At 75.3% G+C, this 12,504-nt stretch carries 14 protein-coding genes; 10 read left to right on the top strand and 4 right to left on the bottom strand.

Annotated features, from left to right (window positions below):
• Positions 1-95: 95 nt before the first annotated feature.
• The gene (locus AB7J25_RS15105) at positions 96-1,802 is read right to left on the bottom strand and encodes a DEDD exonuclease domain-containing protein (protein ID WP_428509384.1); all 1,707 of its coding nucleotides are present in this window, start codon (positions 1,800-1,802) and stop codon (positions 96-98) included.
• A gap of 96 nt (positions 1,803-1,898) precedes the next feature.
• On the opposite strand from AB7J25_RS15105, the gene AB7J25_RS15100 reads away from it, so the two are divergent.
• From AB7J25_RS15100 to AB7J25_RS15090, 3 genes are all read left to right on the top strand, one after another.
• A complete protein-coding gene (locus tag AB7J25_RS15100; protein WP_428509382.1) occupies positions 1,899-3,188 on the top strand; it encodes an NYN domain-containing protein in 1,290 nt (429 codons plus the stop codon).
• A gap of 91 nt (positions 3,189-3,279) precedes the next feature.
• Complete coding sequence (locus tag AB7J25_RS15095; RefSeq protein ID WP_428509380.1) at positions 3,280-3,546, top strand: hypothetical protein; 267 nt, start codon at positions 3,280-3,282, stop codon at positions 3,544-3,546.
• Between the two features lie 74 nt (positions 3,547-3,620).
• Positions 3,621-4,775, top strand: coding sequence for a glycosyltransferase family 4 protein (locus AB7J25_RS15090; RefSeq protein WP_428509378.1), 1,155 nt, complete (start codon positions 3,621-3,623; stop codon positions 4,773-4,775).
• Positions 4,776-4,808: 33 nt separating this feature from the next.
• Here AB7J25_RS15090 and AB7J25_RS15085 read toward each other — a convergent pair whose 3' ends face one another.
• Positions 4,809-6,647, bottom strand: a complete 1,839-nt coding sequence (locus AB7J25_RS15085; protein WP_428509376.1) for an AMP-dependent synthetase/ligase — start codon at positions 6,645-6,647, stop codon at positions 4,809-4,811.
• 133 nt (positions 6,648-6,780) lie between these two features.
• On the opposite strand from AB7J25_RS15085, the gene AB7J25_RS15080 reads away from it, so the two are divergent.
• The 5 genes from AB7J25_RS15080 to AB7J25_RS15060 are packed head-to-tail and all read left to right on the top strand — an operon-like array spanning position 6,781 to position 10,162.
• Positions 6,781-7,218, top strand: a complete 438-nt coding sequence (locus tag AB7J25_RS15080) for a polyketide cyclase / dehydrase and lipid transport (RefSeq protein ID WP_428509374.1) — start codon at positions 6,781-6,783, stop codon at positions 7,216-7,218.
• Positions 7,219-7,227: 9 nt separating this feature from the next.
• Positions 7,228-8,013: a metallophosphoesterase family protein gene (locus tag AB7J25_RS15075; RefSeq protein WP_428509372.1), complete on the top strand. Its 786-nt coding sequence runs from the start codon at positions 7,228-7,230 to the stop codon at positions 8,011-8,013.
• 13 nt (positions 8,014-8,026) lie between these two features.
• Positions 8,027-8,470 carry an SRPBCC family protein gene (locus AB7J25_RS15070; RefSeq protein ID WP_428509370.1) on the top strand — a complete coding sequence of 148 codons (444 nt, stop codon included), beginning with the start codon at positions 8,027-8,029 and terminating at the stop codon, positions 8,468-8,470.
• Between the two features lie 31 nt (positions 8,471-8,501).
• The gene (locus tag AB7J25_RS15065) at positions 8,502-9,749 is read left to right on the top strand and encodes an ArsA family ATPase (protein ID WP_428509368.1); all 1,248 of its coding nucleotides are present in this window, start codon (positions 8,502-8,504) and stop codon (positions 9,747-9,749) included.
• Complete coding sequence (locus AB7J25_RS15060; RefSeq protein WP_428509366.1) at positions 9,746-10,162, top strand: hypothetical protein; 417 nt, start codon at positions 9,746-9,748, stop codon at positions 10,160-10,162. Before AB7J25_RS15065 ends, AB7J25_RS15060 begins: the two co-directional genes overlap by 4 nt.
• 137 nt (positions 10,163-10,299) lie before the next feature.
• On the opposite strand, the gene AB7J25_RS15055 is transcribed toward AB7J25_RS15060, so the two are convergent.
• Positions 10,300-10,830, bottom strand: coding sequence for a hypothetical protein (locus AB7J25_RS15055; RefSeq protein ID WP_428509364.1), 531 nt, complete (start codon positions 10,828-10,830; stop codon positions 10,300-10,302).
• 146 nt (positions 10,831-10,976) lie between these two features.
• On the opposite strand from AB7J25_RS15055, the gene AB7J25_RS15050 reads away from it, so the two are divergent.
• On the top strand, positions 10,977-11,699 hold the full coding sequence (locus AB7J25_RS15050; protein WP_428509362.1) for a lysophospholipid acyltransferase family protein: 723 nt from the start codon (positions 10,977-10,979) through the stop codon (positions 11,697-11,699).
• 27 nt (positions 11,700-11,726) lie between these two features.
• Positions 11,727-12,230 (top strand): polyadenylate-specific 3'-exoribonuclease AS, encoded by a 504-nt coding sequence (locus AB7J25_RS15045; protein ID WP_428509360.1) that lies wholly within the window; start codon positions 11,727-11,729, stop codon positions 12,228-12,230.
• Here AB7J25_RS15045 and AB7J25_RS15040 read toward each other — a convergent pair.
• Positions 12,223-12,366 carry a GPGG-motif small membrane protein gene (locus AB7J25_RS15040; protein WP_428509358.1) on the bottom strand — a complete coding sequence of 48 codons (144 nt, stop codon included), beginning with the start codon at positions 12,364-12,366 and terminating at the stop codon, positions 12,223-12,225. The genes AB7J25_RS15045 and AB7J25_RS15040 overlap by 8 nt on opposite strands.
• Between the last annotated feature and the right edge of the window lie 138 nt (positions 12,367-12,504).

Below are 12,504 nucleotides of genomic sequence, written 5' to 3'. Positions count from 1 at the left end.
GTCGGCGATGGCCTGCGCGGCCTCGGGGATCCGGTCGGCAGCGGTGTGCACCAGGACGATCGCCGTGATCACGGCCGTGACTCTAGTGCATGCGCTCACCCCAGCGGCCGGGCGCGCTCGGCCCACGCCTCCCACGAGGCGGCGCCCCGCGCGGGCTCGGCCCATGCGGCGTCGCAGGCGACCAGCCGGGTGCCGCCCTCGGTGAGCCACCGGTGCAGCAGCCGCACCTCCTCCGCGGGTGCGCCGCGCAGCGGCCCGTCCCCCGGCAGGACGACCTGGGCGCCGCGGCACAACTCGGCGACGACCGGGCGCGGGGGGACGCCGCGGGGCGCCGTGCCCGCCGCCGCGAGCCGCCCGTGGCGCACGACGGCGATCTCCCAGCCCGCGTCGCCGTCCGGGCGGGCGGCGACCACCTCGGGCAGGCCCGCGAGCGTGGCGAGGCGCTGTGCCCGTCCGAGGGCCAGGACGAGCGCCGCGAGCCCGTCGCGGTGGCGCGCGGCCGCCTCGAAGCGTTCCCGTCCGGCCAGCGCGTGGACCTCGGCGGCCAGCGCGTGCAGCGGCGCGTCCTCCCGGCCCTCGACGAGCGCGGCGAGCGCGGCCACGGCGGGGGCGTACTCCGCCGCCGTCTGCCGCCCCGCGCACGGCGCGGCGCAGCGGCCCAGCTCGTGCATGGCGCAGGGACCCGCCGCCGCGTCCCGGGCCGGGATCCGCTGGGTGCAGGGGCGAAGGGGCAGCGCGTCCAGCAGCGTGTCGACTGCCGCGAGGGCGGACCGCCGGTGCGGGAACGGGCCGAGCGCGCCCGCGCGGGGCGTGGTGACCACCGACAGGCGGGGGAACGGCTCGACCGTCGGCGCGACCCACCACGTCCGTCCGGGATTGCGGGAGCGCCGGTTGTACCGCGGCCGGTGCGCCGCGATGAGCCGCAGCTCACGCACGGCCGCCTCCAGCGCGTGCGCGCACTCCACGGCGTCCACGCGTTCGGCCTGGGCGACCATGTCGCGCATCCGGCGCCGTCGCTCGCCCGCGGTGAAGTAGCTGCGCACCCGCCTGCGCACGTCCCCGCTGGTGCCCACGTAGAGAACCTCGTCGCGGGCCCCGCGGAACAGGTAGACCCCGGGCGCCGACGGCAGCGCCTCCGCGAGGTGGCGGCGCGCGCGGACCCGCTGCGAAGGCCGGTGCCGCGCCGAGTCCCGCACCAGCGCCAGCAGCTCCTCCAGGCTCTGCACCCCGAGGTTGCCGATGCGTTCGAGCAGGTGGTGGAGAACCTCGACGGTGGCGCGCGCGTCGGCGAGCGCGCGGTGCACCGGCCGCGACGCACAGCCGAAGAGCAGGGCGAGCGACCCCAGCGACACGCTCGGCGCCTCCGCGACGGACAGCACGGCCCGGGCCAGCCGGGCCGTGCACAGCACGGGCGGGCGCGGCCAGGGGTAGCCGTGCCGTTCGCAGGCCGCGCGGAGGAACCCCGAGTCGAACGGGGCGTTGTGCGCCACCAGGACGGCACCGCCGAGGAACTCGAGCACGGTGGGCAGGACCGCGGCGAGTGGCGGCGCGCCGCGCACCATGCCGCTCGTGATGCCGGTGAGCGCGACGACCCCCGGGCGGATCGGGCCCTCGGGCTCCACCAGCGTCGAGAGCTCACCCAGCATCTCGCCGCCGCGCACCTTCACCGCGCCGACCTCGGTGATCGCGTCCTCGCCCGCCGAGCCGCCGGTGGTCTCCAGGTCGAGCACGACGAAGGTGACCTCGCGCAGGGGCGTGCCCATCTCGTCGAAGGTGAGCTGGGCGGTCGGGGCGGGGAGCACGGCGCGGACGCTAGCGGGGCCCACCGACAGTCCGTGCGTGGCGCGACCGCGACCGCCAGCGGTCCGTCCCCGCGGGCGCGGCCGTAACCTGGTGCGATGTCCGAGTCGGTGGCGTGGGACGGGCTCCCCGAGCCGCTGCGCGCGCGGCTGGCCGACGTCGCCGCGACGGCGGTCGGTGCGCTGCCCGAGTCCGACGTCCCGGTCCCGCTGCGCAGGCTGGCCCGCTTCACCCCGGCGAAGCGCGCGCGGCTGGGGGCGGCCCTGCTGCTCGCCGAGCTGACCTCGTCGGCGGCGTTCCGGGCCACCGTCCTGGCGTGGTGGGCGGAGCACCGCCCCGGCGAGCTGACGGTCGGCGCGGACGATCCGCTCACCGCCGCGGCGGCCGCGGTGCTCGCCGGCGACGAGAAAGCCGCGGATGCCGTCGCCGCGACGGCCCGCCGTGCGGACGCCGCGGAGCTGCGGGCCGAGCGCGACACGGCACTCGCCCGGGTCGACAAGCTGTCGACGGAGCTGGAGCGGCTGCGGTCCGAGCTCGCGGAGGCGCGCTCGCAGGTGCGTTCGGTCGACGGCCGCCGCGACGCCGACTACCAGCAGCTCCGCAGACGGGTCTCCGAGCAGGGGGCCCGCCTGCGCGCGGCGCTGGACGCCCAGGCGGGTGCCGAGCAGACGGCCGAGCACGCCCGCCGGGTGGCGGACGAGGAGCTGGCCGCGATGCGCGAGGAGCTGCGGCGCGAGCGCGAGCGCGCGGATGGCGAGCGGCGCCGCGCGGACCGGGCGGCGGGTGAGGTCGCTGCGGCGCGCCAGGCCGCGCGCGAGGCCCGCCAGGCCGACGAGGTCCGGCTGGGGCTGCTGATCGACACGCTCGGCGGCGCGGTCGCGGGGCTGCGCCGCGAGCTCGCCCTGGGTGGCGGGGGCCCGCGCCCGGCAGATCTCGTCGCGGGCGTGCGCGCCGCGGGCGCCGAGACCGCGTCGGACCACCTCGCCGCGCTCGACGCGCTGCTCGCCATCCCGTCGGTGCACCTTGTCGTGGACGGCTACAACGTCTCGAAGACCGGCTATCCGGAGCTCCCGCTCGCCGATCAGCGGGCCAGGCTCGTGGGCCAGCTCGGGGCGCTCGCCGCCCGGACCGGTGTCGAGGTCACCGTGGTGTTCGACGGTGCGGGCCTGGTCAGCGCGCCGGTGCGCGGTGCACGCGGGGTGCGCGTGCTGTTCAGCGACAAGGGGGTGCTGGCCGACGACGTCATCCGCTCGCTCGTCGCGGCCGAGCCGGAGGGCCGCCCGGTGGTCGTGGCGACGTCGGACCGGGCCGTCGTCGAGTCGGTGCGCAGGCGCGGCGCGCACGCCGTGCCGTCGACGGTGCTGCTCGCCAGGCTCGTCCGGCCCTGAACCCTGGTCCACCGGGCGCAGGCAACCAGGATTGTCGGTGGGGCGTCGTAGCGTCCGCTCCAGTGATCGACCGACCGCTGGAGGAAGCGACGTGATCATCGACTGCGAGAGCTGCGACGTCCGCCCGGTCGCGTGCGGGGACTGTGTCGTCGGCGTGCTGCTGGGGGTGCCGGGGACGGAGGGCACGTCCGTGGTGCAGCTGGACGTGTCCGAGCGCCGCGCGCTGGACGTCCTGGCCGACCAGGGGCTCGTTCCCCGGCTGCGGCTGGTGGCCCCCCGAGCCTGCCGCCCCGAGGAGTCGGAGGCCGCGGTGGACTCGGACGACGGGGAGGAGGAGCGACGGGCGGCGGCCGGGTGAGGAGGGACGTCCCGGCGTCGCCGGTCGGCGGACCAGGTCGGGAGCGGCCGCGGCGGATGCCCTAGCGTCGCCGGGTGCCGCGCACCCTGCTCGTGACCAACGACTTCCCGCCGCGCGCCGGGGGCATCCAGCAGTACCTGCAGGGCCTCGTCGACCGGCTGGCCGACCGGCTCCCGCCCGATGAGCTGGCGGTCTACGCACCCGCGTGGGCGGGGGCGGCGGAGTTCGACGCCACCCGTGGCTATCCGGTACATCGCCATCCGACGTCGCTGATGCTGCCCGTCCCGGACGTCGCGCGCCGCGCCGTCGCGCTCGCCCGGGAGCACGGCGCGACGACGGTGTGGTTCGGCGCGGCCGCCCCGCTCGCCCTGCTCGGCCCCCACCTGCGCCGGCACGCGGGCATCGGGCGGGTGGTGGCGAGCACCCACGGCCACGAGGTCGGCTGGTCGATGCTGCCCGGGGCGCGGCAGGCGCTGCGGCGCATCGGGCGCGACGCGGACGCGATCACCGTCGTCTCCCGGTACACACGCTCCCGATTCGCGGGCGCGTTCGGCCCGGGTGCCGCGCTGGAGCTGCTGCCGTCGGGGATCGACACGGACGTGTTCCGGCCGGACGCGGGTGCCCGCGTCGAGCTGCGCCGCCGCTACGGCCTGGGCGACGCTCCGGTCGTGACGTGCGTGTCACGGCTCGTGGCGCGCAAGGGCCAGGACGTCCTGGTCCGGATCCTGCCGCGGGTGCGGGAGCGGGTGCCGGGTGCGCGCCTGCTGATCGTGGGCGACGGGCCGTACCGGGACCGGCTGAGCCGCCTCGCGGCCGAGCACGACGTGTCCGCCCACGTCGTGTTCACCGGCGCCGTGCCCGCGGACGAGCTGCCCGCCCACCACGCTGTCGGGGACGTGTTCGCGCTGCCCTGCCGCACCCGGGGCGGCGGGCTGGACGTCGAGGGCCTGGGCATCGTGCTGCTCGAAGCCGCCGCGAGCGGGCTGCCGGTGGTGGCGGGCGACTCCGGCGGTGCCCCGGAGACGGTGCGCGACGGGCGCACCGGGCACGTCGTCGGCGGGCGCGACCTGGACGCCGTCACCGATGCCGTGGCGGGCCTGCTCGCCGACCCGGACCGGGCCGGCGTGATGGGTGCGGCCGGGCGGGAGTGGATGCGGCAGGAATGGACGTGGCCGGTGCTGGTCGAGCGGCTGCACCGACTCCTGGCCGGCGCCCGGGCCGGTGCCTGACCGCCGAGCCTGCACGCGGGCGGCCTCGTCGGGTCAGGCCGGCTTCCTCGCTCCCGTGTAGATCGACTCGATCTCGCCGGCGTACTTCTCCGCGACGATGTTGCGCTTGACCTTCATCGTCGGTGTCATCTCGCCGCCTGCCTCGCTGAAGTCCGCGGGCAGGATGCGGAACTCGCGGATCTGCTCGGCGCGCGACACCGCCTTGTTGGCCTCGTGCACGGCGGCGCCGATCTCGGCGCGCAGGTCGGGATCGTCGACGAGGTCGGCGGCGCTGTCCCCGGCGGGCTTGCCGTTGCGCTCGCGCCACGCGGGCAGCGCCTCCGGGTCGATGGTGATGAGCGCGCCGATGAACGGCTTCTGGTCGCCGACGACCATGCACTGCCCCACCAGCGGGTGGGCCCGCAGCCGGTCCTCCAGCACGGCGGGCGCGACGTTCTTGCCGCCCGCGGTGACGATCAGCTCCTTCTTGCGGCCGGTGATCGTGAGGTAGCCGGCGTCGTCGAGCTGCCCGATGTCGCCGCTGTGGAACCAGCCGTCCTCGACGGCGTCGGCCGTCGCCTGCTCGTTGCGCCAGTAGCCGCGGAAGAGGATGGGGCCGGTGAGCAGGATCTCCCCGTCCTCGGCGATGCGGACACCGCAGCCGGGCACGGGGCGCCCGACCGTCCCGATGCGCTGGGCGCCGGGCATGTTGACGGTGATGCCCGCTGAGGTCTCGGTGAGGCCGTAGCCCTCGTAGATCGGCAGGCCGATGCCGCGGAAGAAGTGCCCGAGGCGAGCACCGAGCGGGGCGCTGCCGGACACGGCGGCGCGCACCTCCCCGCCGACGGCGGCGCGCAGCTTGCCGTAGACCAGCTTGTCGAACAGCGCGTGCTTGAGCCGCAGCACCACCCCCGGGCCGCCCGTGTCCTGGGCCTCGCTCCAGGCGACCGCGGTGTCGGCCGCGGTGTCGAAGATGGCGCCCTTGCCGTCGTTGTGCGCGCGCTGGCGGGCCCCGTTGTAGACCTTCTCGAACACGCGGGGGACGGCCAGCAGGAACGTGGGCTTGAACGCGGCGAGGTCGCCGAGGAGCTCCTTCACATCGGCCGTGTGCCCGACGACGGTGCGGGTGTGGAGGGCGCCGCACTGGATGACCTTGCCGAACACGTGCGCCAGCGGCAGGAACAGCAGCACCGACCCGCCCACGGTGAGCAGGTCCGGCAGGCACTGGGCGACGATCTTGACCTCGGACAGCAGGTTGCCGTGGGTGAGCTCGCAACCCTTGGGGCGCCCGGTGGTGCCGGAGGTGTAGATGAGCGTGGCGAGATCGTCCGCGCGGAGGGCGCGCCGGCGGGCCATGACCTCGTCCTCGAAGACGTCTGCACCGAGCGCGGTCAGCTCGTCCACGACGCCGGGAACCTCGGTGTCGCCGGTGGACCGCGGTTCGATCTGCCAGACGTGTTTGAGCTCGGCGAGCGACCCCGCGACCTCCTCGACGAGGGCCCGGTGCCGGTCGGTCTCGACGACGACGCCCACGGCGCCCGAGTCCGACAGGATCCACTCGATCTGGTCGGCGGAGGAGGTCTCGTAGATCGGGACGGTGACGGCCCCGACGGTGAGGACCGCGTAGTCGAGCAGCGTCCATTCGTAGCGGGTGCGCGAGAGCAGCGCGATGCGGTCGCCCGCCCCGATGCCGGCGGCGAGCAGCCCCGACGCGATGTCGGTGACCTCCGCGGCGAACCGGGCCGCGGTGACGTCGGACCAGCCGTCCGGACCGTGGCGGCGGAACAGGACCGCGCCGGGGTGGTTGCCCGCGTGGTCGAACACGGCGTCGCAGAGGGACTCGCCGTCCCCGACCGTCACCACCGCCGGCACGCTGAACTCCCGAACCGCCACGCCCGTCCTCCCCACCACCCTGCGGCACCGATCCGTGCCGCGCTCCGGTACCCCGTGAGGAACCTACCGGCCGGAAACCACTTCCGGGCAGGTCGGACGCGATCGCCGTGACCGTTTCGCGAGGATGGCGCCCGTGGCTGGGTTGAGGGCGAGGTCGAAGGCGAGGTCGAAGGAGACGGCGAACGCGACGATCGATGTGGTGGACGAGCTGTTCGTCGTCGCACGGCCCGAGGTGGTGGCGGCGGAGTTCGCGGGCCCCGCGCGCTGGCGGGAGCTGTGGCCGGACCTCGACCTGGAGGTCGTCGCCGACCGCGGCGCGCAGGGCCTGCGCTGGACGGCCACGGGTGCGTTGGTCGGCAGCATGGAGGTGTGGCTGGAGCCGGTGCTCGACGGCACGCTCCTGCACTACTACCTGCGGGCCGAGCTGCCGGCGGGCCGGCCGGGTCGAGATCGGACGGCCCGGCGGGTCGCGGCCGAGGCGCGCAGGCGCCAGCATGCGGCGAAGGCGCTGGCGTTCGCGCTGAAGCACCGCCTGGAGGCGGGACGGGCACCGGGCGAGCCGCCCGGGTAGCGTCGGGACATGCGCGTGCACGTGGTCTCCGACGTGCACGGCCACGCCGAGGCCCTGGCCCGGGCGGGGGACGGCGCGGACGCGCTCGTGGTGCTGGGCGATCTCGTCGACTTCGTGGACTACGCGAACCCTGCCGGCGGCATCCTCGGGCGCGTCCTCGGGCCGGACGCGAGCGCCGAGTTCGGGCGGCTGCGCGCGTCGGGGGCGCCGGGGGAGCTCATGGCGTTCGCGAGGCAGGCCTGGTCGCGCTTCCCGGACCCGGCCGCGGTGATCGCCGACGCCGTCCGCGAGCAGTACGACGTGATGTTCGCCGCCATGACCGCGCCCACCTACGCGATCGCGGGCAACGTCGACATGCCCGAGCTGTGGGACGAGTACGTCCGCCCGGACCTGCACCACGTGGACGGGCAGGTCGTCACCATCGGTGGTCTGCGGTTCGGGTTCGTGGGCGGGGCGCCGCTGCGGGCCGGGTTCGTGCGGCGGCGCGGTCCGTGGCAGCCCTACTTGCGCCCGCACGAGGAGTTCGAGGCGGCCACCCGCGCGTTGTCGCAGGTCGACGTGCTGTGCAGCCACGTGCCGCCCGCGGTGCCGGAGCTGGCCTACGACGTGAGGTCCCGCTCGTCGGAGTCGTCGGCGGCCGCGCTGCTGGAGGTGGTGCACCGCGACCGGCCGCGGGCGGCGCTGTTCGGCCACGTCCACCAGCCCCTCGCCGCACGGGTGCGCGTCGGGCGCACCGAGTGCGTGAACGTCGGCTACTTCCGCCGGACCGCCACGCCGTACGTCCTGCGCTGGTAGCTAGCCTGCACGCATGGCCGACCAGACGACCTCCTCGATCGCCATCGCCGCACCGCCGGACGAGGTGATGGCCGTGATCGCCGACTTCGAGGCGTACCCGGAATGGGCGAACCAGGTCAAGACGGTCGAAGTGCTCGCGACCGGGACGGACGATCGCGCGGAGCGGGTGCGCTTCACGATGGACGCCGGCCCGATCAAGGACTCCTACACGCTGGACTACACATGGGCCCCCGACGGGATGTCGGTGAGCTGGCACCTGGTCAAGGGCCAGATGCAGAAGGCGCAGGAGGGGTCCTACACGCTCGTCGGCGACGGGGGCGCGACCACCGTCACGTACGCGCTGGCGGTCGACCTGAACATCCCGATGATCGGCATGCTGCGCCGCAAGGCCGAGAAGGTGATCATCGAGACGGCGCTGAACGGCCTGAAGCGGCGGGTGGAACGCGCCGCCCGATAGCAGAGGCGATCCGATGGCTACCCTTCCCGGCGTGCGTGTCGTGCTGTTCACCGGGAAGGGTGGCGTCGGCAAGACCACCCTCGCGGCGGCGACGGCTGCGCTGCTCGCCCGCAACGGGTGCAAGGTCCTCGTCATCTCCACCGATCCGGCGCACTCCCTCGGCGACGCGCTCGCGGCCCAGCTGGACGGCGAGCCCCGGGAGCTGGAACCGGGCCTGTTCGCCGCGCACGTCGACACCCGAATGCTGCTCGACGAGGCCTGGGGCGGCCTGCAGGGCCACCTGCGCACGATCCTCGCCGGTGCGGGGGTGGACGAGCTGGTCGCCGACGAGCTGACCGTCGTGCCCGGGGTGGAGGACCTGCTCGCCCTGGGCGAGGTGCGCCGGGCGGCGGAGTCCGGGGTGTGGGACGTCGTGGTGGTCGACTGCGGGCCCACCGCGGAGACGCTGCGGCTGCTCGGCCTGCCCGAGGCGATCTCCGGCTACCTGGAGCGGCTGTTCCCGGCGCACCGCCGCGCCGTCCGCGGGATGCTCGCGGGCCTGGCGGGCGCCACCCGCGGTTCGAAGCCCGCGGCGGCCTGGGACGCCACCGTGGACGCCCTCGACACGCTCGCCGTCGAGCTCGCGGCCCTGCGCTCGATGCTGGCCGACCACGAGCGCACCAGCATCCGGCTCGTCCTCACCCCCGAACGCGTGGTCGCCGCCGAGACCAGGCGCACGATCACCGCCCTGGCCCTGCACGGCCTGCACGTGGACGGGGTGGTGGCGAACCGGGTGGTGCCCGGCCCGCCGCCGTCTTTGCGCGGGCCCGCCGCCCGCTGGTTGCGGCAGCGGCACACGGAGCAGCAGGCGGTGCTCGCCGAGCTCGGCGGGTTGGACCTGCCGCTGCGCACCGCGGATCATGCCGCGGGCGAGCCCGTCGGGATCATGGCGCTGCTGCGCGTGGCGCGCGGGCTGTACGGCAACGTCGATCCGGCCGCGACCCCCGGGGACGCCCACCCGGCCCCGCTGCTGACGGTGCGGCGCACCGCAGGCTCGGGCGTGTCGCCGGACTCGGAGTTCGAGCTGGCGCTGCGCCTGCCCGGTGCCGCGGACGCCCCGCTCGACCTCACCCGGGTCGGGGACGACCTGGCGATCTCCGCGGGGGGCACGCGCAGGCTGGTGGCGCTGCCGTCGGTGCTGGTGCGCTGCGCGGTCACCGGGGCGCGGCTCGAGGGCGACGACCTGTGCATCACGTTCCGGCCCGATCCGTCCGTGTGGCCCGCGGCGGGCCGCACGTGACGGCGTGCGAGGGCCATGCGGCGCTCCCGGCCGAGTTCCGGGCGCTGCTCGACGGGGCGCTGGACCGCATCGAGCCGGTGATCGAGCGGATCCAGGGCCAGCAGCGGTCGGCACCCGCGCCGGGCGCGGACGGGGCCGTCCCGGCGGGTGCGGCGGCGGCCTGCGGTGTGTGCCCGGTCTGCGCGGTGGTCGCCGTCCTGCGCGGTGAGCGATCCGAGCTCGCAGCCAAGGCCGCTGACCACGCGGCGGGGCTGCTCGCGGTGCTGCGGGCCGCCCTGGACGAAGGGCTCGGGGCGGCGCCGTCTGCCGGGACGCCCGCGCCCGCGCCGACGGGGTCGGCGGACACGCATCGCCGTCCACCGTCGGACCGCCCGCCGGGCCGACCGGTGCAACGGATCACCGTCCGCCGCTGAACCCGGCTCACCCACCGAGTGTGCAGTGAGTCAGGTTGCGTCCTGAGGGACTGCACGCTCGGCGCGACGTCGCCACGCCGAGTGTGCGGTGGGCCCGGGTCGACCTGACGCCCTACCGTGGGGGAGCGGGTCCGGGATCAGAGCACCGCGCCGTTGTCGTGACCGTCGCCGCCGCCGCGCGTCGGCGGGTCCGGCCAGAGCCGCAGGACCAGCCAGCCGAGACCGCCCGCGAGGGTGACCAGCCCGAGCGGGAGGCCGTAGACGTCCGGGATGCCGATCCACCACGGCGCCGCGATCAGCACGACCCCGAGCAGCAGCAGCCCGACCCCGACGAGGAAGGGTGGCCCGACCGGGGGCAACGGCGGCGGCTCGGGCGGGACGAAGTGGTCGGCGTCCGGTGCCCCGTCGTCGGGGTCGCGGCCGGCGGCCGGCACGGCAGGGTGCGCGTCCGGCAACGGCGGGTCCTCGCGGGCGCTCCGGCCTGGCGGGCGGGCGTCCCCGGCGGGCTCGGTCGCTTCGGGCGAACCCGGGCCGGCGGCTCCGCCCTGCGTCCCGCCGTCGGGGGGGAGATCGTCGGGCCACGCCGGCACCGACTTCTCCCGGCGCCAACCCGCGACGATGCGCTCGAACTCGTCGGCTGGGTCGGGCTCGCCCGCGTCGCGCTGCACACCGCCTCCTCCCGCCCGGGACCTCGTGTGACGACGGCGTCATCCTGGCATGTCCGTGACGAGAACACCGGGGTGCTGGCGTTGTCCGACCCCGGCGACCTCCCTACCCTGATGGATGGGTCGAGGGTGGAAGGCGGGATTGCCGGGTGATGTGGTGGTGGTGCAAGTACGTCCTGATGGGACCGTTCATGCGGCTCCTGTGCCGACCCACCATCGAAGGTGCCGAGCACGTCCCGGCCGACGGCGGGGCGATCCTGGCGAGCAACCACCTCGCCGTCGCGGACTCCTTCTTCCTGCCGCTGCTGCTGCCCCGCAAGGTCACGTTCCTGGCCAAGCGCGAGTACTTCACCGCTCCGGGCCTGGTCGGGAAGCTGAAGAAGATCTTCTTCACGGGGATGGGGCAGGTCCCGCTGGACCGCTCCGTCGGCTCGGCCGCGATGGCGGCGATGGAGACGTCCATCCGGCTGCTGCGTGAGGGTCACCTGCTGGGCATCTACCCGGAGGGCACGCGCTCGCCCGACGGCAGGCTCTACAAGGGCAAGACCGGCGTGGCGCGGATGGCGCTGGAGGCCGGCGTCCCGGTCATCCCCGTGGCGATGATCGGCACCGACCGGGTGAACCCGATCGGCTCGCGGGTCTGGCGCCCCCGCAAGGTGCACATCAAGATCGGCGAGCCGCTGGACTTCGAGCGGTATGCGGGCCTGTCGGGCGACCGGTTCATCGAGCGGTCGATGACCGACGAACTGATGTACGAGCTGATGGAGCTCTCCGGTCAGACCTATGTGGACATGTATGCCGCGTCAGTGAAGGAACGGGCCGCCGCGGACGGCCGCGAGCCCGCCCGCGTCGCGCACACCCGCGCGGGCTGAGGCGCACCGGACGCCTAGCCTGGGTGGGTGCGCTTCTTCTACGACTGCGAGTTCATCGAGGACGGGACGACCATCGACCTGGTCTCGATCGGTGTGGTCGGGGAGGACGGGCGCGAGTTCTACGCGGTCTCGACCGAGTTCGACCCGGGACGGGCCGGGCCCTGGGTGCGGGCGCACGTGCTGCCGAAGCTGCCGTCGCCCGCGGACCGGGCCTGGCGAGGTCGCGACCGCCTGCGCGCCGACCTGCTGACGTTCCTCAACCGCGCGCCGGGTGAGGTGGAGCTGTGGGCGTGGATCGCCGCGTACGACCATGTGGCGCTGTGCCAGCTCTGGGGGCCGATGACGGCGTTGCCCCGGTCGCTGCCGCGGTTCACCCGCGAGCTGCGCCAGCGCTGGGAGGACGTGGGGCGCCCGCCGTTGCCGCAGCACGGGGCGGACGCCCACGACGCCCTGGCGGACGCCCGCCTGAACCTGCGTCGCTGGCAGGTGATCGAGGAGGCTCGGGCGGGCGCCGACACGGCCGTCAGGTGAAGAGGCTCACGCCGCCCGGCCCGACGAGCAGGCCGACGACGATCAGCGCGATGCCGGCGAGGAGCTGACCGCGCACCAGCGAGACGACGCCGAACACCACGAGGACGACCGCGAGGATCCACAGGATTGTTTCCATGGCCGCGGGTTCCCTGCAGACCAGGTGGTGATGGCGTCCATCGGGGTGAGACCGGCGTCGCGGGTTGGGCCTGATGGCCCATGCCGTCGTGCGGACGGAGGGCACGGGCCGCCCGGTGGCCGCTCCGCCGAGGCCGGG

The sequence above is a fragment of the Pseudonocardia sp. genome (genome assembly GCF_050246655.1).
Taxonomy (GTDB): domain Bacteria; phylum Actinomycetota; class Actinomycetes; order Mycobacteriales; family Pseudonocardiaceae; genus Pseudonocardia.
This window is presented reverse-complemented; position numbering and strand designations above follow the sequence as displayed.